We start from the raw sequence: 24,147 nt of genomic DNA, 5'->3' as shown, positions 1-24,147 counted from the left end.
CGTCCTGACCCTTACTGTTCTACTTGATTTCTGTGCTTTGCGCCTGCTTCAGAGCTTTTAAGGCCTGATCGACATCTCCATTCGTTACGAAAATATTAACGACCTGATTAGCTTGTGTGGTGAAGCCTTCTGGCGCAGCAGAACCGTGCGCCATACTAGGAGCTAGTTTACTAACTTTGAAATCCTCGATCGTCTGTTGCCCATAAACATCATATTTGTTTTTGTCAGCATCGATCCGTGCAGGTATGGAGCCCTTCAGCGGATTAAACACATCCTGGCCTTCGACAGAACCTAGAACTTTTAACCACTCTTTCGCCGACGCTTCATTCTTAGCACCCTTAGGGATCGCGAATGTGTCAGTGATGACCATAAACATGCCTGATGTATTAGGCGTCGGCGTCCAGCCAAAATCTTTGTTTGCTGTTAGTTGAAGATCTGTGGTGAAGTAACCTTTCGCCCAGTCCCCCATAATGTTCATGGCAGCATCCCCTTTAGCAACCAATTGGGCGGCATCCTGCCAGTTCCGTGCAGCGTGATCGTTGTTGATATAGGTCATCATTTTCTTAAATGTCTCTAAAGAGCTCTTAACCTTAGCGTCGTCAAAAGAAAGTTCTCCCGTCCATAGTTGCTTGTAGCCGTCTGCCCCGAGTTCTCCAAGCAGGATATTCTCGAACACCATTGTTGCTGTCCACGGTTCTTTATCCCCTAGAGCAAGCGGCACAATTCCTTTTGCTTTAAGCGCATCCGCAACTGCAAAGAATTCATCAAAGGTGGTTGGAGCTTTCAAATTGTTGTCGTCAAATATTTTTTTGTTATAGAACACTACATTTCCCCGATGGATATTAACGGGCACCGAGTAGATATTCCCATCCTGACTGACAAGATCAATCAGATCTTTCGGGAACTTATCCATCCAGCCTTCTGACGCGTACAAATCGTTAAGAGGAATTACTTTGTCGGCTGCTACCCAACCGGAGTTTAGCTCCGAGCCGCCATGAACCTGGAAGGCATCCGGTGGATCTCCGCCTTGCATTCGACTGGCGAGCACTGCTTTGGCATTCGTTCCTGCTCCACCAGATACCGCTGAGTTAAGCACTTCAATATCCGGCTGCTTACCTTGAAACTCTTTGATCAGACCTTTAAGACCCGCTTCTTCCCCTGCTCCGGTCCACCAGCTGAAAATTTCAACCTGCTTTTTTTCTTCAGGTTTAGCCGGTGCAGGAGTGGATTCCACTTTAGATGAGGTTGATTCTGGAGATGGAGATGGCGAAGCGGAAGATGATTGATTCGAATTGCCGCCACCACAACCCGACAGCAGCATACCGCCCATGGCTACAGTTGTAAGCATTAGACCCAGTTTGCGTTTCACTTGATTACCCCTTTCAATCCACCGTATTGTAAACGCTTTACACTACTCATATTAATGGATTGAAAGGATTGAAATAATGTGGTGATTCTATCTTTTCTTCCGCTTTTTCACCCTAAGTCCCCCCGGCTCTATGCATTTCTTTTTCTGTAATCTCCTGGTGACATGCCTGCATTCTTCTGAAACCATTCACTGAAGTAACGTGGATTGGGATAACCAACGGCTTCTCCAATCTGATAAATTTTCAAATTGCTGTCGACCAGCATTGCATATGCTTTGTCCATTCTAATTCGGGATAAATAGTCGCTGAACACTTGCCCGCTCTCTTGACGAAATAAGCGACTGAGATAATTGGGAGTCACGAACAGCTCCCCCGCTATATGTGACAATGAAATATCTTCCGCATAATGTACTTGGATAAATTGCAGGGCTTTTTTGATTAGATAAGAGCTGGGTTCCTCTACCGGTTCAACTGCCGTAAGCGCAGATGATTCCTCGCCATCCTGCTTGCACAAGGCTTTAGCCTTCATAAGAGCGATTTCAATTTCTTCCACATCCGCGGGCTTAAGCAGGTAATCCACAGCTCCCAGTCGCAAGGCCTCCTGAGCATATTTAAAATCTCCATAACCACTGAGGAAAATAACCTTAATCTGTGATAATTTACTGGAGGGATCATTCCTCGCCTTCTCGCGTAACCGAGCTACCAGCTCAAGACCTGTCATATTGGGCATACGAATATCGGACAGAAGGATATCGGTCGAATCTTTTTCCAGATAATCTAGCGCTTCATTTCCATCTTGAAAAACTTTGACCAACTCAATACCAAGCTTCTCCCATTCGATATGCTCACTTAATCCTTCACGAATCCAAGCCTCATCATCGATAATCATTGCCCGACATGTTGTATTAGTCATTTATGCTCCACCTCTAATTATTTATTGGCACGTGCGCCCAATCGACGCAATTCAATCGCTGCCTCCCGAAAAGCATCCTTTGGCTCCTCATAAAGTGTTACGATTTTGGCCAAAGCCCTTTCCACGGTATCCACCATAGCTGGATAATAGGTAATCGATGGTTCATTCTTGGCCCATTTCATCGAATCTAGAATTAATGCGAAATCTGGACGTTTCTCTTGAAGATTAGGATCACTGAGCAGTGAACGTCTGGCAGGTACACCCCCGGCAAGCGTATAAATTCGTCCACCCCGTTTACCCGTAGAATAATCGATAAACTTCCACGCCAAATCCTTATTGTTGGAACTGGAATTCATCGCCATGGTCCAGCCATGCTGGAATGGGATATGTTTTACTACTCCCTGCTCATCTCTCATTCCAGGAAGCAAAGCAACTTTAATGACATCTTTATAACGACTATCGCTCGACTTGATCATTGGGTAAGACGAATTCCAATATGGAGCAGCCATCGCAACTTCTCCAGATAACAGCGCATCTCTTGTTTTAACGAAATCCCAAGATAACAAATCGTCAGGAATAATTTTCTCGCGAATAAGACGTGCCAGATAATCACCAGCTTGGATCGAAGATTTCGAATCCAGCAGCACTTCTCCGCTATCCTCATCCAGAAAGTCACCACCAAATGACCACAACAGGGAGGCGAAAATTTTCGACCTCTCCTCCGGCACAATGGCCGGCATGACTAACCCCCACTTTGTCGGCGATTGTTGATTCTCAAGCTGCGAGAAGTTCCTTGCAAGCTCATATACTTCATCCCAAGTTTCAGGGGGATTAGGGATCAAATCACTGCGGTAATATAAAAAATGTGTACTGATATCCGTAGGCAGCGCATAGATAGAATCCTGATATTTATAGACAGCCAAAAAATCATTCAGGTCCATTCCTTCTGGATCTGTTCTCTGTGCTTGATAGATGTAATTATCCAGCGGTACGATCGCTTTAGCTGACGCGAACTGTGCGATTGAAGTATTGGGCACGAATACGATATCGAAATCGTCCGAGCCCGCTAGCAATTGGGTTCCTACAAACGTGAAATAACCCTCTCGCCCCAATTCAACAAAATCAACCTTTATGCCCGTTTCTTCCTCAAACGGTGTGAGGAGCTGGCGTAATGCTGCGGACTCAGTGCCCGTACGGATCAACACTTTGATTCTTTTGGAGGGTTCCTGAAGTACTGCTGTAACATCCGTGTCCAAGTCCAGAAGAATCAATCCACTAAACGCCCATACAAGCAACAGTATAAAAGAAATAATAATTAACCTATTAAATTTCCAGCGGCTCACGTTTCCAACTCCTCTGTATCCGAATTAATGATATTCTTCGAAAGGAATACATATGGTCACCACTGTTCCTTCAACCTCGTCTGCTTCGATTTGTAATCCGAATTCCGGGCCAAATGCTAAAGAGATGCGTTTCTGTACGTTCCGCAGCCCTAAATGTTCACTGTTGGCATGATCAAATTGCAGCTTCACATGCTCCATATCGATTTTCTCACCTGTGTTGTGTATCGCAATATAGACGCGGTTCTCCTGCTTGAATGTCCTGATCGTTACTTTTCCACCTCCGCCAATCTTGGATATGCCATGTTCAAGCGCATTCTCAACAATTGGCTGTAAAATTAACGGCATAATCCGGCTATTCAAAGTCTCAGGATCTAAAGTGATCTCGTACTGCAGCTTGTCACGGTAACGGAAGGACTGGATCAACAAATAATTTTCAATATGATCCATCTCCTTCTGCACTGTTGTCCATTCTGACTCCGCATTTAATGTGAACCGGAAAAATCGACCCAGTGCGGTGACAAGCTTGCTGATGGAATCGGCTTTATACTTTTTAGACATCCAATAAATGGTATCCAAAGTATTGTACAGAAAGTGGGGTTGAATCTGCATCTGTAGTGCTTGAAGTAGAGCCTCGCGTTTTTCCTTCTCCTGCTGCTCATTCTCTTGAATAAGTTGTTGAATCCGAAGCATTAACCGATTAAAATTTCGCTGCAGAATGCTGATTTCCTGAATGGAGCCCTGAATCTCTTCTACATGCAATTGATCAAAGGAAAGAAACGGCATCAGCTTGGCCAGCTTAATTACAGGCCTTGAGATCGCAGTGGCCATTAGAATTGAAATAATAGTGAAAATAAGCGCTCCAAGCCCACCCATGACCAGCAAATATTGTAGAATTTTAAGATTGGGTCGCATCAGCTCTTCAAGTGGAACCACTGCAGTCATCTTCCATCCACTAACGGTTGACGTATCGTAGGCCATCAGCCATTTTTGAGAAAACTTCACGACTCCCGTCCCTTGCAAGGAAGAAGAATTTACAGCTTCAGCAATATCAGGCTCATCAAGCAAAGGTGAACGCTGCTGATAGATCTCATCTCCATTTGCATCGGATACGATTAAAGTCCCTGTTGAGCCAATCTGGATATTATCCAAATTCTCCTCAATAAAACGATCGTTTAATTGTATAAAAAGGTATCCCCGCACTTCGGATGTATTACTGTCGATTATCTGTCGCGCTGCAGTAACTGAGTTTCGTACCGGCGTATCGAAGCCATTTTTGCCCCTGTAGATAGCCCATTCATCACTGTACCAGCTCATTTGCAAGGGATGCTTTTGAACTTCCTCTACGATATGTTGATAGTTATCGATATTGACTTGTGAGTAATTTTGAAAGGCGCTGTCAGATGAAAATACGGTTTTGTTAGGGGTAATCAAATATACGGCGCGAATAAGATCCAATCGACCTCTGAACAGGTCGGAATAGACCAGTTCTTTGAACTTCTGATTCGCTTCCATAAGCAGATAAGGGGTATTGTATGAGGCATCCAGAAAATCGAGCGAATGTTGATAAAGCAGCGGCCAGGTAAGTCTATCAATTTCCGTAAGATCCGACTCAAGCACCCGCTGGGTCTGACTGACCGTTTGCAGTAAGTATTGACTAACTTGCTTCTGATAGATTTCATTTTCTTTCTCGTAGATGATATAGGTGATTACAACCAAAGGAAACAACATAAGGAGCAAAAAAACAGTAAGCAACATCGTTCGGATAGAAATAGGCCTATTAAGTAAAAAGATAGTCGCTCCCTCCATTTTATCCAGCTAAAATGTAATCGCTTCCAATAGTACAACTTTTAAATAGTTTTCTCAACACAGGATTTTGTCGGATATTGACTTGTTTTCATATATGCAAAAAAAACCCTTATCTTCAATGCTGAGATAAAGGATCTTCCTTAAAGTTCATAAGATCGTGCAAGACGAAATCCAAGATCATCTACACTAAATGTTGGATGGCTGCGACGACGACATGTAGCTCCACAACCCCTGGCTTCCTCAGCCCAGCTCCCTCCTCGAAAAATGCGATAGGAGCCATACACTTGTTCATCATATAAATCCCAGCACCACTCCCAAACATTCCCTAGCATATCGTAAAGTCCCCATGCATTCGCTTCTTTCGTCCCTACTGTATGGCGTTCGCCCTCTGAATTATCATGATACCAAGCAATCTTATCAAGCTCTCCGTATTGATAACTAGTTGTGCCTGCTTTACATGCATATTGCCACTCTGCTTCTGTTGGAAGTCGATAGCCATCAGATGCCTTATCCCAAATAATATGTTCTCCATCATCGCTACTAACATAAGCTTCTTTCAAACCAGCCCTGCGGGAGAATTGATTACAAAAGGAAATGGCATCATGCCAAGAAATATTGACAATGGGCTTTAGCTCTCCGGTTACAGCGTTGTTAGTTATAACATTATACAGATCCATAGTTACAGGAAAAGGCGCTAGAAGAAACGGCTTTATCTCTGCTCTCCAGCTACTTTTAACTCGATCGTCCCTTAGTTCTACTTCTCCTGCTGGAATTCTAGCCATGGGATAATCCAAGTCACTATTCATATCAGCCGACACTTTATCTACCTCCAATAAAATAATCAAGTATTGACAGGGTGTAAAGAATAGAATTATAATCTAAACAATTCCTAGAAAAATACTATGAATTAAACAATATTCCAAGGATCTACTCTTAATTGGTTTCCCAGAAGAAGGAGTGTAGACAAATGCCAAATGTTCAAACTTTCAAAGCTACTGCACATTTACAAGATGGGGTTAGGGTCATTACTAAAGCAAGACAATTCGAGCTTGTCATCGACGAACCACAAAATCTTGGGGGCACCGATACAGGCATGAATCCTGTTGAAGCTTTGCTTGCTTCTTTAGGGGCCTGCCAATCCATTGTGGCACGAGTTTATGCCTCTAAATTTGAGGTAGAGCTTGAAGATTTCAGAGTAGATGTTGAAGGTGATTTGGATCTCGATGGATTCTTCAACCGTTCTGATGTTCGCCCTGGCTATTCAGATATTCGCTATACATTCTACATAAAGACCCCATCCCCTGCCGAGAAGGTCGAACAATTTGTACAATTTCTAGAGAGCAAATGCCCTGTAGGTGACACCATTGCTGCTCCGGTGAATCTCAAGCTGAACCGAATCGTGATTGAAAATTAATCAAACCATTGATTAGCTATCATAATTTATAGGACTGTGAGGTTGCATAAGCAACTTTACAGTCCTTTTTCATTTCACTCTCTCTTCCATCATATAATACTAAAAATGAAGGACTGCGGAGGTACCTAAGGAATGAATCCTATACTGAGCACAGTAGATAATGAGATCGAGCGTTTAACAGCATTCCTGATTGATCAACAGCAGCAAGATGGATCTTGGCATTTTTGTTTTGAGAATGGGATCGTTATCGATGCGTATATCATCATCCTCTTTCGGATATTGAATGTGCAGAATGAAGATCTGATCCGACAGCTACATGATCGTATTCTTGCGGAGCAACAGTCCGCTGGATTCTGGAAATTGTATAAAGATGAAAAAGACGGAAACTTATCTACCTCGGTTGAAGCTTATTACGCCCTTCTCTACTCTGGGTACAGTAAAGTGACAGATGAGCCGATATTGCGTGCTAAGCATTATATTCAATCCAAAGGTGGGATTGGAAAAGTTACTAGCATCCTAACTAGAGTCATTCTCGCAGCTACAGGACAGAGCAAATGGCCTTTATCAATCTCTTCGATACCGTTGGAGGTACTGTTATTCCCAACTTATTTTTCTATTAACTATTTCGAGTTCTCCGGCTATTCAAGAGTACATCTCACGCCAATGCTGATTATGGCCGATCGGCGTTTCTCGATCTCAACCGCTAATGCTCCTGATCTGTCTAATCTCATTGACACTCGTATTGAAGAAGATGAACCAGCTCCTCGGGGATATGAGGAAATGAATGACGTTATTCAATCTGGACTAAGCCGACTTCTTGGAAGTCCCCGTTACATTCACGAAGCCGCCCGTGCCAAAGCAGAACAGTTCATGCTCCAGCGAATTGAATCTGACGGAACCCTTTATAGTTATGCAACCAGTACAATTCTTATGGTGTTTGCATTGCTGGCTCTGGACTATGATCAGCAGCATCCTCTGATTACGAATGCTATTCATGGACTTACCTCAATGCAGTGCCGTTCTGACGCTAAAACAACGATACAAAACTCTCCGTCCACAGTGTGGGATACGGCTCTAATTTCCTATGTTTTACAGGAGGCTGAAATACCCGATATTCATGTCGCTATTAGACAGGCTGCTTCGTATCTACTGTCCAGACAGCAGTATAAAACTGCCGATTGGAGCATCCATAATCCGGATACGATTCCTGGAGGATGGGGATTTTCCGAGTCCAATACGATCAATCCAGATGTAGATGACACGACTGCAGCGTTGCGGGCCATCCGAAGCTTAGCAGTTACCCAAACAACTTATCAGGAATCTTGGAATCGCGGACTGAATTGGGCCCTATCCATGCAGAATAATGACGGTGGCTGGCCAGCATTCGAAAAAAACACCAATAAAGAAATGCTTACTTGGCTCGCAATCGATGGCGCTAAATCTGCTGCTATTGATCCCTCAGAAGCGGATCTTACCGGGCGTACCTTGGAGTATCTTGGAAACTTCGCCGAACTAGATATGCGACACAAATTCATTAAACGAGGTGCCAAATGGCTGACCCAACATCAGGAGAAGGATGGCTCATGGTACGGAAGATGGGGCGTTTGTTATATTTATGGGACTTGGGCTGCCTTAACAGGAATGCGGGCCGTTGGCCTGCCTCCTGAACATGATGCATTGCAAAAAGGAGCAAATTGGCTCCTTAGCATCCAAAACTCGGATGGGGGTTGGGGGGAATCTTGTCACAGTGATCGGTTATTGCGATATGTACCATTGGGTGAAAGCACCCCTTCTCAAACGGCTTGGGCGCTTGACGCACTCATCGCTGTTCAGCCAGAACCAACACCTGCAGTAAATCGAGGCATTAAAAAGCTTATCGCATCTATACGCGAAGACGATTGGAAAAGCTCTTATCCGACAGGAGCCGGTCTTCCCGGTAATTTTTATTCCAATTATCACAGTTACCGTTATATCTGGCCTTTACTCACACTGAGTCACTACAGAACGAAATACGGTCAAGAATAACACAGAGTTCTATAACTAGTCTTGATCTGCTCCACTTCTTAACTGTCTTATTAAAGCTTGAATCGCCCCCATGTGCAGCCCTTCATGCAAAATCGTTCTTATCAGTACCTGTTCAATAGTATGCATCCCCATTTCAGTAGGAGCGAACTCTTCCTCTAGGCGATCTTGATACAGCTCCTGAATGACATGTGGCTGTTGCCGCAAAAGCGGAATGAGTTGAGTGATAGTGTTGACCCGTACCCTCACGTTCTCCAGACGGCATGAGCCCTATGCTCTCATAATATCGAATCGTTCGTGGAGTTACTCCAGCTCGTTTGGTTAGTTCTCCAATTCTCATACGAGTATTCAAATTATTCACCTCTATAAACATGATGTTTACGTTACATTCAGAGTAGAGATTCCATGTATGGAGGTGTCAATAGATCTAACTTTAGATAGTAAAAAGACAATCTGGTAGTGTTCTGGTTGCGTTCTTCAGTACTAGAGAATCTCTGCCTGATGTTTCGATTTGCGGCGGCTTTCTGGAGTGTATGCAGCAAGTACTATTTGACTGTAGCTAGGCTCTGAATAGTTGATGAACCCGGGCAAGTAACTGTATTCTGTACAACTATTCCGTATGCAAGTAGACAACTTCGGACTTTAACTGTATTTTATACAACTAAAATCGAGTGAATTCACCTATTTGGCTGTAAATCAGGAGAATAGTTGTATGAAGTACACTTATATCCATTCGTTGAGCGATTTAAAGGATTATAGTTGTACTAAATACAGCTAAACGTCTCGCTCATCTCACTTTCACCCTCTGCTCCCGTCAGCTCACCAAAACGTTTCATAGAAACGTTGAGCTTCTCTTATTTCATCGCCTTAGTCAGCTAATGGACCCATCTGCTGTTTGGAAAGCAGCATTCCAGCCAAGTAGATCAGTGATAAAACACAGTGACACGGCGGTACGCCGAGCCCATCTTTTATAAGCACTGGTGTAAGTCGTCAGATTTAATGGGTTGTGAAGGGTTACTTGGGTAGTGAACTTTTCTGGCACTTGGCTGAACGATGGTATCAACCAGTGGTGTGCTGTCACGTCACATGCATTCTTTTATCGCCTGCAGCGAATTTGCCATCTGCATATTCATTCATTCATCAGCAGCATTACTCGATTTACATTGGTGCGCGAACCCGAAACTACTCTCTTTCAAGAAACAGGTGTAATCGTTGGAGGCTTCGCTGCTCTTTCCCAAGCATGGGTGACTTGCAATGTTGCTGCGTAGGTGATCAACGAAACGAATAGCGCTCCGGATAGTTCAAGGAACTGCCCCAGAGCCATTCGTTCCAGAATACCGTGAGCCGTCAACCCGCAGATCGTCATGACAATCCCTCCTGCACCCACCTTGAATACAATGCGAAAATCAAAATAAAATCCGATCGTTCCTGCCACAGACAAAAAATTCAACAGTGTCAGAAGCATGAGTCCCAGTCCGAACCCTATAGCAACCCCTTGGATTCCAATATTAGAACCGAGAACAAAGATCGTAATCACTTCAAAAACATTCGTAAGAATATGGTTCCACATGACGGTTGAGGCTTTCCCCAAACCAAGCAGAATCGCTTGCAATGGCGCTCCAAAATAATAAAGTAAAAACAAGGGTGCAATCAGCCTTAGCAGCTCACCTGCTTCTGGCGAATGATAGATCATAGTAGTTAATGGTACAGCCCATAAGTACAGGATGATTGTACATGGGAGACCTACAATAAGCGCCGATCGCATAGCCATATCCATCCGACTATGCATAAGCTTACTATTATTGCTCACACTCGCTTCGCTTATTGCCGGTATTAATGCAGTGGACAACGATTGTGTGAAGAAGCTGGGAAGAAACAACATCGGGAGAGCATATCCCGCCAGAAGTCCGAATTGCTTGGTCGCCATCTCAACACCTACACCAAACAGGACTAGACTTTTCGTAATCAGCAGTGGGAGAAACGCATGATAGATGGAATGAATAAAACCGCTGCCTGTCATCGGTAAGCCGATGCGCAGCAGATCTCTCAACGTACTGTCTCCCTTGGGTGAAAGACTTGATGGAGGCGGTGGGGAGGTTTTGATCTTCCCTCGATTTGCCCATTTGAAGACAGAAAACAAATAGAGCAAACCAAAACCTTCGCCGATCACGGAAGCCGCCATAGCGCCCGCAGCTGCATAGACAATCCCATAAGGCAGCAAAACGTTGACAACACCGATAATGACAATGATTTGCGCCAAATTCTCAATAATATCCGAAAAGGCCAGCGGGTTCATGTTCTGTTTCCCACGAAAATAACCTTTCAGTACAGCTGACATCGCAATAATTGGAATGATCGGCGTTATAGCGACCATAGCATAATACGCCCGCTGATCGGCTAGAAAAACCGACGCGATCCATTTGGAACCAAATAGAGCCACCAAAGTTAGTATAATGCTCAACGTACCCGTAATACTTAAGGATACTGTGAGAATACGCTTCACTCGCGCTTCATCCTGCTTAACCTCAGCTTCTGAGACAAGCTTTGAAATCGCAACAGGTAGCCCCAGCTCTGTCAGCGTAATAAACAAGGGAAGCAGTGGATGAGCAATCATAAGCAGCCCTACCCCCTCGGCTCCCAAGAAACGTGCCAGCAAGACGCCATTCAAAAATCCGAGCCCTTTTGTAAAAAATGCCGACACGGTTAAAATGAACGTTCCACGAATAAAGCTTTGTTTACGCATCGCCATTTCTACGCATCTCCACCTATGGTTTGTCCTGTCCTACTTTCTAACTTATTCGAACAAACGCTAGGACATGCAGACAAGTATTTGTAAAGTATATAATCTGCAAAAAGCCCGACACACCAACTATGGTGTATCGGGCTTTTCCTCATATTTTAGTATCCGAGCAGACTCTTGGTTTTGTTGAAAATTTCATTAGCCATTTCTGCGTAACGTGAACTTCCATTAGCTTCTGTAGCTGAAACATAGGCATCCCATTTCGATAGGCTCTCCTGACCTGTTATGAATTTCAAGGTCATCGTACTAACATAGTCCATTAAAGGGGTTGAAATCAGGTTCATTTCCTCACTCTCGTCAGGCGTACCCATGATAGGTGGTGCGATAGCACGTGGCTCACGAGTGGCAAAAATCCGGTCATTATAGTCTTTTTCTCCTGGTGTCATTTTGGATAACTTCAATTTGGAGGAACCTCCATAAGCGAATACCCCGCCGCCAAATCCGAAATCAACATTCAGTTTCTTCGTTGCGGTATCGTCATTTAATCCATTATACGAAACATCCGGATTCAGCTTGATGGTGCCATCAGCATCTTTGGTATAAGTCTCTCCTTCAACCCCCCATAAGCTGAGCGTCTGCCCTTCATCGGAGTACCATAACCAATCTACAAAACGAAGCATTTTAATAAAATTCTCTTCGCCAAGATCCTTTAAAGCGTTCTGACTGATCATAACGCCGTTTTCTAGTCGGGAGGTTTCGATTTGCAGCTGCCCTTTTGGTCCACCTGGTTGAACAATCATATACAGATCACTGTTCGGGTCCTGCATTTTGGTTTTAAAATCAGCCAGCAGCTGGTAATTGCCGTTAATCACAAAGCTGTCGCCTTTAAAAAACTTAGAGCGGGCAGTATCATCTTCTTGTGTAAAGGACTCTGGATCCATAAGCCCCTCATTAATCAGTTTATTAAAATAGGTCAAATAATCTTTAAACTCATTCGTGGAGTTGGCAAAATAAAATTCCTTTTTAGCCTCATCAAACTTCATTCCGTTCGCAAGTCCCCAGCCGCCAGTTACACCATATGGAACAGCAGCAATATTCAGCGTAGATTTCCCTTGGAATTGATCAGAGAATACATAGTCCTTACCTGTATACGCTTTCACTTTCTTCAGTGCTTCATAGAAATCTTCATATGTCCATTTGCCTTCTTCTGCTTCTACATCTACCCCTGCTGCTTTAAAAATATCTTTACGAATGATGTAGGAATAACCACCACCAGCTACTTCCCAAAGACCAGGCAATACATAATATTTTCCGTCCGCTTGCAATTTGACTTTCAGATCTTCTTCGAGATTCCACTGCTTAACAGCCTTCATGTAATTAGGCATATACTGTACCCAATCACTTATGGCTACAATTTGCCCACTAGGAATAAAGGCAGCTTCCTCATAAGTTTTTGGGATAATATAAGGGGCGTCTCCACTATTGACTAACAGTGACTTTTGATTTTCATATTCAGAACGGGCGGTTATAGATAAGTCGAAGCTTACGTTTGTTTTTTCCTTGATCGCACTCCATAGCCTCCAATCTTCTTTATACGGATAACCTTCATTGTCACTAAACATCATTGAGTAGGTCACAGGTTCATTAGAATTAAATGTTTGATCCTCTCCAAATTTGTAATCCAGTGTCGCTTCTTTATCAGGAGTATTCTCTGCTGTATTATTTGCCGATGCTGAAGGAGGTGGAGATGCATTGTTTTTCTCATTACTTGAGCACCCCGTCATACCAAATGCTAACACTAGCGCCATAGTGACCCCTAAAAATTTACTGCTTCTTGTTTTATTCATCCCTAACCTCCTAAAAAAATTTGTGAACGAGAGCTTACTTGGTAAACTTGGACTCTATCTTTGATCTATATCCAGGAAGTAAATCCCCGTTACCCTTTTACAGAACCGATCATCATCCCTTGCACGAAGTACTTTTGCACAAACGGATAGATACAAAGGATCGGCAATGAGGTGAGAACCATAGCTGCTGACTTCACAGTTGCTGCAATCTGATTGGCGGTTTCGGAGGTTGCTCCGACCTCGGTTGGACTGATGGCGTTCTCAATAATTTGCCGTAAATATAATGCCACTGGCCATTTATCCTTTGATTGCAGGTACAGTGAAGGACCGAACCAGTTATTCCAAATGCCTACCATCACAAACAGCACCATCGTTGCTATAATCGGCTTGGACAAAGGCAATGTTATTCTCATAAAAATTCCGTAAATATCCAGACCATCCACTTTAGCCGCTTCTTCCAGCTCATTAGGCAAACTTGCGAAAAAGGTCTTCATCAAAATGACATTAAAAGCGCTGATCGCTCCAGGAATTACAATTGCCCAGATGGAATCCCTCATGCCTAAGGTTTTGGCAATCAAAATGTAGTTAGGGATCAGACCCCCTCCGAAATACATCGTAAAGAGCACAAAGGGAATGAAGAACTTATTCATGCGCAATTTATCCTTGGAGAGTGGATAGGCTAAAATAGCGGTAGCCGTCACTGAAATCAATGTCCCAACAACCGAATACAGAATGGTATTGCCGTAATACTTAAAAAAGTCAGGCTTACTCAAAATGATCTCATACGTTTTGGTTGTGAAGCCTACCGGATAGAAGCTAACCTTACCCGCATATACGGCGGCTTCCGAGCTAAACGACTGAGCTATCAAATAGACAAATGGATATAGGGTGAAAAATACAACAATCGCCATTATGAATCCGTTTACAATAGTAAATGTACGAGAGGATATGAACATCTTCACGCCAAGCTCTCCTTTCTACCACAAACTCGAGTTTGTAGTTTTTTTCGAAATTTGGTTTGCGATTGTAACCAGGATCAAGCCGATAACGCCTTCAAATAACCCGACGGCTGTAGCAAAACTGAAATTACCACCGGTAATCCCCATTCGATATACATAAGTAGAAATAACATCTGCTGTTTCATAGGTCAGCGGATTGTACAATAGCAAGATTTTCTCGAAATTGGAACCTAAGATCCCGCCAATATCCAGAATAAGTAGCGTCATAATGGTTGGTAGAATACCGGGAATCGTTACATGAAGCGCCAGCCGAAAACGGCTTGCTCCATCGATTTTAGCCGCTTCGTACAGTTCGGTATTAATGCTGGTCATAGCTGCTAAATAAAGAATCGTCCCCCACCCTAACCCCTGCCAAATCCCTGATGTGACGTAGATCGTCGGAAACCATTGCGGCAACGAGATAAAGGCTATTTTACTAAAGCCCAGATTAGCCAGCAGCGCGTTGATTGGTCCATTTAAAGACACCATTTCCTTGATCATGCCTGCCACAATAACCATCGAAATAAAATGCGGTAGATAGGATATGGTCTGCACGAGTTTCTTCACCCGCATGCGCACCAGCTCATTTAGAAGCAGAGCGAAGATGAGAGTTAACGGAAATCTGAAACATAAATAAGTGACACTCAATACCAAGTCATTCTTAAATGCTCTCCAAAAGGTAGGATCATTCATGAATTTGCGGAAATAGGATAACCCTACCCATTCCGAGCCAAATAAATTGGGTCCCCCTCTGTATTTTCGAAAGGCAATTACATTCCCCAGCATCGGCGCATATTTGAAGATGAGAAAATAGAGTACGGGTATAACCAGAAACGAATACAGCTTCCATTCCTTTCTGACGTGCATCCAAAGTGAGCTTGTGTGCACTGCCTTGTTTCCGACTGCCATGACATCGCCACTTTCCTTTTTATAATGTATATTCGTTGTTAGCTGAACTGAGTGTTCAATTAGCCGATTCTCAGCTACATAACAGGATGCCAATCCTTCAAAATCAATAAGGTCGGTCATCATTAGTTCTGTTGTTGTATAAATCTCATCCTCCTCATTAAAGAAATATTATGAAATAAATAGATAATTTACCAATAACGTGTTATTATTTTGAATGCGGTTTCAATGGCTTTATTATATCGGCTTTATTTTTACTGTTCTTCGTGAATTTTGCTTTTGACTGATCAAATATTGCTAAAATACACAATCCGTTATGAATGTCTTTTACGAAATCTTTGATTTGATTAGAATCTATCAAATGATTTGAACAACGAAAGGACGGGATACTGATGATCGAAACGCTGCATGGAGCGATGGAAACAGTCTCCTATAACGAGCATTTCGGAATTCGTATTTATTTAAATCAAGAAGCTGAGAATTACCCCATCCATTGGCATACCGCCGCTGAGGTCATCATGCCCCTCGAAAATACTTATACCGCCGTCATCGACAGCACCGAGTATAAGCTTAATTCGGGTGATATTCTCATCATTCCCTCGGGGCAGCTACATCAGCTCTATGCACCTGAGTCCGGTAAACGGCTCATCATGCAGTTTGATTGCTCCATACTTTTCAACCTAAATGGCTTAGACTCTACTTTTCATTTGCTTCGCCCATGCTTAGTTATTACAGCGGAACAGAATAAGGAGCTACATGGTTCACTCAAACCCCTGCTGTTGAATCTGATGAATGAGTATTTTAGCCAATATCTGTTTAAGGAAGCTGCGGCATATTCCATACTGGTTCATTTTTTTGTCGTTTTAGGACGAAATTTCATGGGTAAGGAGCGTCACTTTTATCATGTAAAACAGCAAAATCAGCATAAATACATTGATAGGCTTCTACAAGTCTGCAATTTTATTAATGAGCACTGTACGGAGAACATTCAGGTGGAAGAACTCGCAGAGATTGCTGGGTTTAGCAAATATCACTTTATGCGTTTATTCAAACAATTCATGGGAATGTCCTATTACAGCTATATCAACCAGCATCGCATCATGCATGCAGAGAAGCTGCTTATCGATCCGAATTTATCTATTATGGAAATTGCCATGAATTCCGGATTTGAGAGTCTTCCCACCTTTAACCGCGTGTTCAAAAATTACAAAAAATGCACGCCAACAGAATACAAAGGTCTTTACGGAAATCATTCACAGCATTAATGACGTGACCTACTCCCATCAGAAGTGGTTACTAGCGGTTCCATGCAACAATAGGTACAACAAAAAAACCGCGAAAAATATCGCGGTTTTTAGAAATAAACGGTATTAACGATCTATCTAATAATAAAACACGTGATACCTAGTCGACTTTATTGAATTCAATCCAATCGATCTGCAAACCTGGTTTGATGAACTCTAATTTCATATCATAAAGACCTGCTTCAAGCTCAACTTTCACAAGCTTTTGTCTAATCCATTGACCTTCAGTACCATTCGTTTGAATGGTTGTCATCAATTGATCATTCACAGACACATTGCATGCACTTTGAGCCAGTTCAGGTTCGGTTGACATGATATGCACCAGGATACGGTATTGACCAGCCTGTTCTACTTTAAAGCTAGTCGATCCTTCTACGACAGGTTTAACCTGTGGATTTTGAGATAACGATTGAGCTTGTTGTTCAGAAAGTGAAGGATTAGCTTTGAAGGACTCCACTGTTTCTACGATTTCCTGTTTTCTCGAGAATACAGGTGCATTCATGATAAACTCACAAATGTTTTTAGCAGAACGTTGCAGCTCTCCACGGGTTAACGTACCATTTTCCAAGGACTCAATGGTGTTATCATTCCATCCGTTAATTTCCGCACCATAGTTAGGTACAACCATATAGAGGTCGTTTTGTGCACGAATCATCCAGTTTGTAAATTTACGATCTGCTGGTCCGCCATTAACGACATCATTCATGATCGCCCACCAGTCTGTCATTACAATCCCTTTAAAGCCCCACTCCCCGCGAAGGATCGTGGTGTTCAAATCATAATTAGAAGCCGCCCAATGTCCGTTAACTGGATTATAGGAAGTCATGATAGAATTCGAACCGCCCTGCTTCACCGCGATTTCAAAACCTTTTAAATAAATCTCACGAAGCGCACGTTCAGACACTACGGCGTTTACCTTACTGCGGTGCTTCTCCTGATTATTACAAGCGAAATGCTTCATCGTAGCGGTAGAGCCGCCTTTCAGAATACCGCGAGTACATGCAGCAGCAAACACTCCAGAGATCAACGGATCTTCTGAAAAATACTCAAAGTTACGCCCATTAAGCGGACTGCGTCGGATATTAAGGCCAGGTCCAAGCAAGGAATCAACGTTATTTCTTAACAATTCTTGTCCTTCCAGAACATAAAGTTCTTCGACCAAATCCGCATTCCATGTAGCTGCAAGAAGTGTTCCGATGGCAACTTGAGTCGCCTTAGCACCGCTATCCATACGAATCCCTGAAGGACCATCAGCTGTAGCTGCAACCGGAATTCCGAGATTAAATAAACTGTCACTTACGCCTCCAAATGCAGAGGCCGTTCCCGGTGTAACTAAAGGACTGCTCATGCCTTCGCCCCGTACAATTGCAGCCAAATCCTCATCGCTGAGCTGGGCAATAAAGGCTTCCATACTAACCTTCTGTTCATATACGTCTCTTAATTTATATCCTTTATTACCTGTTTGTGAGATCGTCTCTGGAAGATTAGTTTCAATTCGCTCAGCTAACGAAATCTTACGTTTAGGAACTTCAACATAAACAATCTCGTACGAACCGTCCGACTTCTGAGTGCCTGGCATCATTCTCGTGAAGCTTTCTGTAGGCGCAAGAGCTTCTTGCAGTTGCTCCACAACTTGAAGAGTTTCTACAACGTAGCCATCTTTACCCTCAACGCCGACTGCTACCACTTGTTTAACACTAGTTCCCACATACAAGCGGTATGTACCTTCTTCGAGAACATAGGCAGAAGCATGCCCTGTCACGCCTGCGTCATCATAAGATGCCATCGACTGAGCTGAGAAACTCACGGTAAGGCGCTGAGCTTCACCTGGTTCAAGGACTTTTGTCTTACCGAATGACACCAGAGCTTTAACTGGTTTACCGAGCTTACCTTGCGGAGCTTCATAATAGACCTGAACAACCTCTTTACCAGCAAAGGTAGTTCCTGTATTGGTAACGGTTACGCCGATTTCAATGTAAGACTCGCCTTCTTTGGTCATCAATTTAGCTTCTTCTGGCTCGATACTAAAAGTTGTATAAGATAAACCATAACCAAATTCAAATTGAACCTTATCTGGGCAAAATGTCTCGAAGTAACGATATCCTACATAGATATCTTCCTGATACAAGTTCATAAATTCGTTTCCGTAATTCTGTGTTGACGGGTAATCATTGATGGAATATGCGATTGTATCCGTCAGTTTACCACTAGGAGTTACCTCTCCAGACAGCACATCTGCAATCGCATTTCCGCCTTCCATACCACCCTGCCATGAATAAATCACAGTTGAAATCGGATATTTATAGCTTTCATCGTTCATCCAGTTCATATCAATAATGTTGGAAACATTCAGAACAACGATCGTTTGCTCAAAATATGTAGTTACTTGCTTCAGCATTGCCTTTTCATCATTCGTTAGTTGATAACTACCCGGAGCGTCGGCATTATCCTGATCTTCTCCTGCTGTACGTCCGATTACAATGACAGCCTTGTTGGATTTGTTTCTAGCCTCGGATACCAATACATCGTTCAAAGACATTTCCTTCTGATGCCAAGGTTCTGCAGCCCATGCGCCTCCACCGTTGTCAAATGGATTCTGCTCAATCCACTTTTCATAAACCGCTGCCAGTTCTTCGTTAACTGTAAAGTTCTTCTTAGTGCGAAGACCATCCAATAAATTGGTCGTATAAGTAACATGGACACTACCGCCGGAACCTGTACCACTTCGATAATAATTCACTTGGGATCTGCCAAAAATCGCAACATTATCGCCTGCGCCAAGCGGTAAAACCTGATTGTCATTCTTCAGCAGCACTGCACCTTCTGCGGCTACTGTCCGGCTAAATTCTGCAAAACCTTCTAATGGAATTCCCACATTCTGTGTGCTCAACTTATTTCCTCCTGTTGTTCAATTCTATAGGTTGTTTCTTGAAATCTTCATTCCTTTAATAACATGCTAACAATGCATCTATATCATTATAGTACATTGGAAAACTGGAATATATATAATAATTAACTTTATTAATATAATAATTTTAGTTTAGACCATTCACTAATTTAATAACGAGTAATTCACAAAGCAAAAATTAATTGACTATATATCTCAAAGTCCAAAATCCGTAAAAGGTTTAGCTAAAAATACGCAAATGACGGTTGCTAATGTTTCGCAGCATTTACAGACACTACACAACGCAAAGCTAGTAAGTTTCAAGAAGCAAGGAAATTTTGTTTTTTATGAATTAGCTGACTCTTCGATAATTGATTTCATACGCACGTTGCATAGTTTATCTGAGAAACAATTAGTTCAAGTACAACTAATTCAAAAGAATTTCAAAACAAGCATTTTCAGATGGATGGATTGTCTTTGATCGAATTGAAAAACCGTATGGATAATGGTGAAGTTTTGCTGCTGGATGTAAGACCGAAGGAAGAATATGATGAGGAACATATTCCAGGGGCTATATCTATTCCTATTGAAGAATTAAAAGAGAAGCTTGTATCCTTACCTTCAAATTGTGATGCAGTCGCTTATTGTAGAGGACCTTACTGTTATTATCCGTGGAGGCAATCGAATTATTAACAACAAAAGGGGGTTAATGCTTTTCGCTTGGAACAAAGGTCCAAGATTAGAACGAATTCATACAGCTTCTATCAATAAAAAGAGCGTTATTATTAGAGCCACTGTAATGGTCTTAACACAAATTATTATGATCGCAATTATGACAATGACTGGTGGTGGCCTCCTTGCTTTATTCCTGATTCCGGTCGTTCTGTCATCCCGAAATTTTAAATAATAACAAAGGGTGATCTCAAGCACGCTATGAGATTATCCTTTGTTATTTAGCGGTCCTGTTTTTTGAATAGCATTCGTTTTATCCTAAGAGTGGGCTAACTGTAATTTGATTAAGACTAATTTCGCCATGGCCACCACTAATTTTGAGCGTATTGATAGCACCCGGCAATAAATTCACTGTAATATTCGTATTTCTACTAAATTCCTGAGAACCACCTGTGGATAGGGCATTCAGGAGGGAATAATCCTTATCATTGACGTATAATCTCACTTTTGCCAGGCGTTCACGCGTAGCATATTGAAGTTCTATAGACGCTCTTCCCCCTTCACCTCCATCTACATTATTGATGAGAACGTAAGAACCTTCTGTTTGTAAGTGGCTCACCACCTGCTGACCCGATGCCAGTGTCTGTATTTCTGCTCCTCCAAAAACGATTCCCTCGGCTGCAGGATACGTCTTAAGATAAGGATTCGCTTCCGGTGCAGCTCCAAGCGAAGAGACGCCCTCTTTGGTCTGGATAACCGTCTTGATCGTACCGTCTTCGTTAAATTCTAGGTAATCGATACACACACTGCGCAGATTGCCTTCTCCAGAAATGGCTTGATTATGATAGAACAAATACCATTTCCCCTTGAACTCCACCACAGATCCATGCGTTGTTGAACAACCGGTCGGCTCCAGAAAGATTCCTCTGTACGTCCACGGACCTAACGGATTCTCACTGGTTGCGTATCTCATTCGATTATTGTTTTCTAAGTTATCGGCATAGGTGAGGTAGTACAGATTCTTTCTTTTAAATACCCAGGCTGCTTCATGAAAATCTTCTAGTCCTTCCATTTCGGTCATTCCATTCTTCAGAGACAACATATCCTCACTCAATTCCCCACCTAGACATACACTGCCCCCGCCGTAATACATATAGGCGCTATCCTCTTCGTCCACTATTACACATGGATCAATCAAGGCGAACCCGCCAAGCCCCGGAATATATCCCTGATCCTTAAAATCACTGGCTGGCTTCTTGCTGGTCGCTACCCCAATTTTCCACGAATCATTCCAATTTGAACCACTTGGATGAGGATAATAGAAATAGTAGGTTCCGTTCTTGTACGCACAGTCTGGAGCCCACATGAAACCGCCTTCAGGTCTGCCCCAAGAGACATCATCCGAACTAAGAATTTCGCCTTCATCCAACCAATTAACCATGTCCTGAGAGGAGAAAACATGATATCTGTCCATAAGATCACAACCTCTGGCCGGGTCCATATCATGAGATGCGTAAATATAAATCTTGCCATCCTTCCAGACATGGGCTGATGGATCTGCTGTATAGATAGACGTAATTACAGGGTTCAAGGATGTTTTCTGATTCGTTTCGACATATAGTTCTTGCTTGTTGTAAGTCACGCCAAATACCTCCTGAAATTTGTTTTTTGATTGGATGTTACTCTAACTCTGTATTAGACCATGAGTATTTTGGTTGCCAAGACAGGAGCTGTTTAGCTAAAGCATTACTAACGATAGCCTCTCTATCTAGGAATGGCTTACGCAAATCTACGACTTCAGGGTAGAAGCTCTTCAGCAGCTCTTCCGTTGTCCGGTCACTTAATGTATCATCTCCAGTGATATTCAGATGAATGGCTCCATTAAGCTTCGCATCTAAAGCGGCCATACAAGCGCTAACTGCATCGCGAATATCAATATAACTCCATAAAATATGTTTAAATGTCTCCGGTTTGGCTATCGCTAAATGTCGATAATCTCCTGGGCCAGTGATCATTGAGAATCGGAGTGAGGTCACCTGCATACCATTTCTCCGGTGAAACATTTCGGAGGTCAGTTCGTTGACAACCTTGGAGAGACCATAACATTCCTGCGGGAGCTGGGGATGATCTTCATCTACTGGAAAATAGTGCGGAGAGAATGGTTGTGGAGCCCAGGCAAACCCGTAAGAGGACTCACTAGAGCCCATAACTACTTTTCGAATACCCAAGAGTGAAGCCGCTTCCAGCACATGATATCCAGCCACCGTATTATTCGCATAAATATAAGCGTGTGGATAATGAATCGGAGCAGGTATAGCTGCCAAATGAACGATAGCGTCGACGCCTTCTAGCGATCCCACCACTTGCCCGAAATCATTTAGATCGACTTTAACCTGCTTACAACGGATTCGATCTGACAGATGATTATCTAATGACACGACATTATAATGCTGCTCTTGGAGCATCCCGATCACTTGAGAGCCGAGTTTGCCCCCTCCACCCGTAACTGCAATAGTGTTCATTTCAATATACCTCCTTTATCAGCTTTTTTTCTCTGAATCTAAGGGCGAACCAACGTTCCGTCCGCTTTGCGGTCCAGAGGATAAGGCCGATGATATGAACTAGAATTCCATTGTTCTCTGAGAAGAGATTTAGCCATCACTTCATCGATATCAATACCGAGTCCCGGTTTGTCAGAGGGGTACAGATACCCACGATGTCTGATGATATGACCTGGAAAAGCCTCTAACTCCTTCTCCTTGAAATGATTGATTTCCTGAATGCCGAAATTCCAGACTGCCATATCCAGATGCACTGCAGCGGCCTGGTTCACCGGATCATTCTCGCCACCTTCTTGCCAGGCTGTACGGACGCCGTAGATTTCACCCAGTGCAGCTATTTTACGACATGCGCTGATGCCACCTGCCTTGGAGACTCGTACCCGAATAAAATCAATCAGCTTCTCTTGCATAAGTCCTGTCCATTCCTGCGGATTCACGAACAACTCCCCTACCGCCTGCGGTGTGGCGCTCTGTTGTCGAAGCTGACGGTACCAGCCCATCTGCTCGGGTGCAAGTGCATCCTCTAAATAGAAAAGACTATATGGCTCTAAACGTTTTGAAAGTTGGATCGCATGGATAGGTGAAAGATGCTCATGAACATCATGCGTAAACTGAACCCCTGAACCAAATTCCACACGGAGCTTCTCGAACATGTCAGGAATGGTAGTCAGATAAGCATGCTCGTCAAATACAGGACCACTGCTCCAAGGATAGACTGGGAGGTTCGCTTCCTTTCCGCTAACAAAACCACCGCCTCCGTATCCTCCCATCTGGACGCGGATCACGGTGTATCCTTCTTCTATAAATTTATGAACCTCTTCCTTAAGCTCTGTGATATCGGCACCACCCGCATGGCCATAACAAGGCACCGCCGAACGACAGGCACCGCCCAGTAACTGATAGACTGGCAGCTTCGCTTCCTTGCCTTTGATATCCCACAAGGCCATATCAATGCCACCGATAGCCGTGTTCATAATCGCACCATTTCTCCAATAGCCGCTCATATGCATGAGATGCCAAAGATCTTCAATATTTGCCGGGTCACGACCCACAAGTAGTGGTGCAAGCAGTTGTTCAACCACTTGAACTACAGCCTCGGGATTGTACAAATCTGATGCGGAACCAACTCCGTACAAACCGTCCTGATCCGTCGTTACTTTCACAATAGTCCAGCTTCCATCGTGTCTAGTGCGGATGCATTTTATTCCTGTTATTTTTGCCATGATTTCACCATCCCCTTATGTGTCGCTTCTATTTTAATGCAATCATCGACACTTCCAAACGGGGCGTTATTAAACTTTCCATCCCATTTCTATCCTCTTATTTAATTGTAGAATGGCAGAAAGCAAAAAGCGTCCCAGACTGTC

Annotated in this window: 20 protein-coding genes and 1 pseudogene; 6 read left to right on the top strand and 15 right to left on the bottom strand. The window is 43.2% G+C overall.

What is annotated here, in order from left to right; all coding sequences use genetic code 11:
• Nucleotides 1-19 precede the first annotated feature (19 nt).
• From CA600_RS02370 to CA600_RS02350, 5 genes are all read right to left on the bottom strand, one after another.
• The gene (locus CA600_RS02370) at nt 20-1,330 is read right to left on the bottom strand and encodes an ABC transporter substrate-binding protein (protein WP_373455869.1); all 1,311 of its coding nucleotides are present in this window, start codon (nt 1,328-1,330) and stop codon (nt 20-22) included.
• A gap of 167 nt (nt 1,331-1,497) precedes the next feature.
• Complete coding sequence (locus tag CA600_RS02365) at nt 1,498-2,280, bottom strand: response regulator transcription factor (protein ID WP_094868736.1); 783 nt, start codon at nt 2,278-2,280, stop codon at nt 1,498-1,500.
• A 17-nt stretch (nt 2,281-2,297) separates the two neighbouring features.
• A complete protein-coding gene (locus CA600_RS02360) occupies nt 2,298-3,623 on the bottom strand; it encodes an extracellular solute-binding protein (RefSeq protein WP_094868735.1) in 1,326 nt (441 codons plus the stop codon).
• A gap of 24 nt (nt 3,624-3,647) precedes the next feature.
• Entirely contained in the window at nt 3,648-5,429 is a 1,782-nt protein-coding gene (locus CA600_RS02355; protein ID WP_094868734.1) for a sensor histidine kinase, read from the bottom strand.
• Nucleotides 5,430-5,569: 140 nt separating this feature from the next.
• On the bottom strand, nt 5,570-6,211 hold the full coding sequence (locus tag CA600_RS02350) for a formylglycine-generating enzyme family protein (protein ID WP_179281500.1): 642 nt from the start codon (nt 6,209-6,211) through the stop codon (nt 5,570-5,572).
• 185 nt (nt 6,212-6,396) lie between these two features.
• On the opposite strand from CA600_RS02350, the gene CA600_RS02345 reads away from it, so the two are divergent.
• The gene (locus CA600_RS02345) at nt 6,397-6,843 is read left to right on the top strand and encodes an OsmC family protein (RefSeq protein WP_094868732.1); all 447 of its coding nucleotides are present in this window, start codon (nt 6,397-6,399) and stop codon (nt 6,841-6,843) included.
• A gap of 132 nt (nt 6,844-6,975) precedes the next feature.
• Complete coding sequence (gene shc / locus CA600_RS02340) at nt 6,976-8,868, top strand: squalene--hopene cyclase (protein ID WP_094868731.1); 1,893 nt, start codon at nt 6,976-6,978, stop codon at nt 8,866-8,868.
• A 15-nt stretch (nt 8,869-8,883) separates the two neighbouring features.
• On the opposite strand, the gene CA600_RS31495 is transcribed toward shc, so the two are convergent.
• The 6 genes from CA600_RS31495 to CA600_RS02310 form a co-directional block, all read right to left on the bottom strand.
• Nucleotides 8,884-9,114 (bottom strand): hypothetical protein, encoded by a 231-nt coding sequence (locus CA600_RS31495; RefSeq protein ID WP_218832754.1) that lies wholly within the window; start codon nt 9,112-9,114, stop codon nt 8,884-8,886.
• Nucleotides 9,002-9,238, bottom strand: a complete 237-nt coding sequence (locus CA600_RS02330; protein ID WP_094868730.1) for a MerR family DNA-binding transcriptional regulator — start codon at nt 9,236-9,238, stop codon at nt 9,002-9,004. Before CA600_RS02330 ends, CA600_RS31495 begins: the two co-directional genes overlap by 113 nt.
• 819 nt (nt 9,239-10,057) lie before the next feature.
• Nucleotides 10,058-11,614, bottom strand: coding sequence for a stage V sporulation protein B (gene spoVB, locus CA600_RS02325; RefSeq protein WP_094868729.1), 1,557 nt, complete (start codon nt 11,612-11,614; stop codon nt 10,058-10,060).
• A gap of 149 nt (nt 11,615-11,763) precedes the next feature.
• Nucleotides 11,764-13,452: an ABC transporter substrate-binding protein gene (locus CA600_RS02320; protein WP_094868728.1), complete on the bottom strand. Its 1,689-nt coding sequence runs from the start codon at nt 13,450-13,452 to the stop codon at nt 11,764-11,766.
• 89 nt (nt 13,453-13,541) lie between these two features.
• Complete coding sequence (locus tag CA600_RS02315; RefSeq protein WP_094868798.1) at nt 13,542-14,408, bottom strand: carbohydrate ABC transporter permease; 867 nt, start codon at nt 14,406-14,408, stop codon at nt 13,542-13,544.
• Nucleotides 14,409-14,429: 21 nt separating this feature from the next.
• Nucleotides 14,430-15,359, bottom strand: coding sequence for an ABC transporter permease (locus CA600_RS02310; RefSeq protein WP_094868797.1), 930 nt, complete (start codon nt 15,357-15,359; stop codon nt 14,430-14,432).
• Nucleotides 15,360-15,748: 389 nt separating this feature from the next.
• On the opposite strand from CA600_RS02310, the gene CA600_RS02305 reads away from it, so the two are divergent.
• Nucleotides 15,749-16,621 carry an AraC family transcriptional regulator gene (locus CA600_RS02305; RefSeq protein WP_094868727.1) on the top strand — a complete coding sequence of 291 codons (873 nt, stop codon included), beginning with the start codon at nt 15,749-15,751 and terminating at the stop codon, nt 16,619-16,621.
• A gap of 139 nt (nt 16,622-16,760) precedes the next feature.
• Here the strand turns inward: CA600_RS02305 and CA600_RS02300 are convergent, their stop codons facing one another.
• The gene (locus tag CA600_RS02300; RefSeq protein WP_094868726.1) at nt 16,761-19,550 is read right to left on the bottom strand and encodes a glycoside hydrolase family 3 C-terminal domain-containing protein; all 2,790 of its coding nucleotides are present in this window, start codon (nt 19,548-19,550) and stop codon (nt 16,761-16,763) included.
• Nucleotides 19,551-19,749: 199 nt separating this feature from the next.
• On the opposite strand from CA600_RS02300, the gene CA600_RS31665 reads away from it, so the two are divergent.
• The 3 genes and pseudogenes from CA600_RS31665 to CA600_RS31655 all read left to right on the top strand — a co-directional run.
• On the top strand, nt 19,750-20,028 hold the full coding sequence (locus CA600_RS31665) for an ArsR/SmtB family transcription factor (RefSeq protein ID WP_306440370.1): 279 nt from the start codon (nt 19,750-19,752) through the stop codon (nt 20,026-20,028).
• Nucleotides 20,025-20,240 carry a rhodanese-like domain-containing protein gene (locus CA600_RS31660; protein WP_256989691.1) on the top strand — a complete coding sequence of 72 codons (216 nt, stop codon included), beginning with the start codon at nt 20,025-20,027 and terminating at the stop codon, nt 20,238-20,240. The genes CA600_RS31665 and CA600_RS31660 overlap by 4 nt, the downstream gene beginning before the upstream one ends.
• Before the next feature lie 58 nt (nt 20,241-20,298).
• Nucleotides 20,299-20,391 (top strand): annotated as a pseudogene (locus CA600_RS31655) (hypothetical protein); the annotation flags it as partial.
• Nucleotides 20,392-20,532: 141 nt separating this feature from the next.
• On the opposite strand, the gene CA600_RS02285 reads toward CA600_RS31655, so the two are convergent.
• From CA600_RS02285 to CA600_RS02275, 3 genes are read right to left on the bottom strand one after another with little or no spacing between them, the layout of a single operon-like run.
• Complete coding sequence (locus CA600_RS02285) at nt 20,533-21,861, bottom strand: family 43 glycosylhydrolase (RefSeq protein WP_256989690.1); 1,329 nt, start codon at nt 21,859-21,861, stop codon at nt 20,533-20,535.
• 37 nt (nt 21,862-21,898) lie between these two features.
• Nucleotides 21,899-22,741 carry an NAD-dependent epimerase/dehydratase family protein gene (locus CA600_RS02280; protein WP_094868723.1) on the bottom strand — a complete coding sequence of 281 codons (843 nt, stop codon included), beginning with the start codon at nt 22,739-22,741 and terminating at the stop codon, nt 21,899-21,901.
• 38 nt (nt 22,742-22,779) lie between these two features.
• Nucleotides 22,780-24,003, bottom strand: a complete 1,224-nt coding sequence (locus CA600_RS02275; RefSeq protein WP_094868722.1) for an enolase C-terminal domain-like protein — start codon at nt 24,001-24,003, stop codon at nt 22,780-22,782.
• Nucleotides 24,004-24,147 lie beyond the last annotated feature (144 nt).

The organism is Paenibacillus sp. VTT E-133280, assembly GCF_002264385.1.
GTDB classification, from domain to species: Bacteria; Bacillota; Bacilli; order Paenibacillales; family Paenibacillaceae; genus Paenibacillus_AQ; species Paenibacillus_AQ nitricinens.
This window is presented reverse-complemented; position numbering and strand designations above follow the sequence as displayed.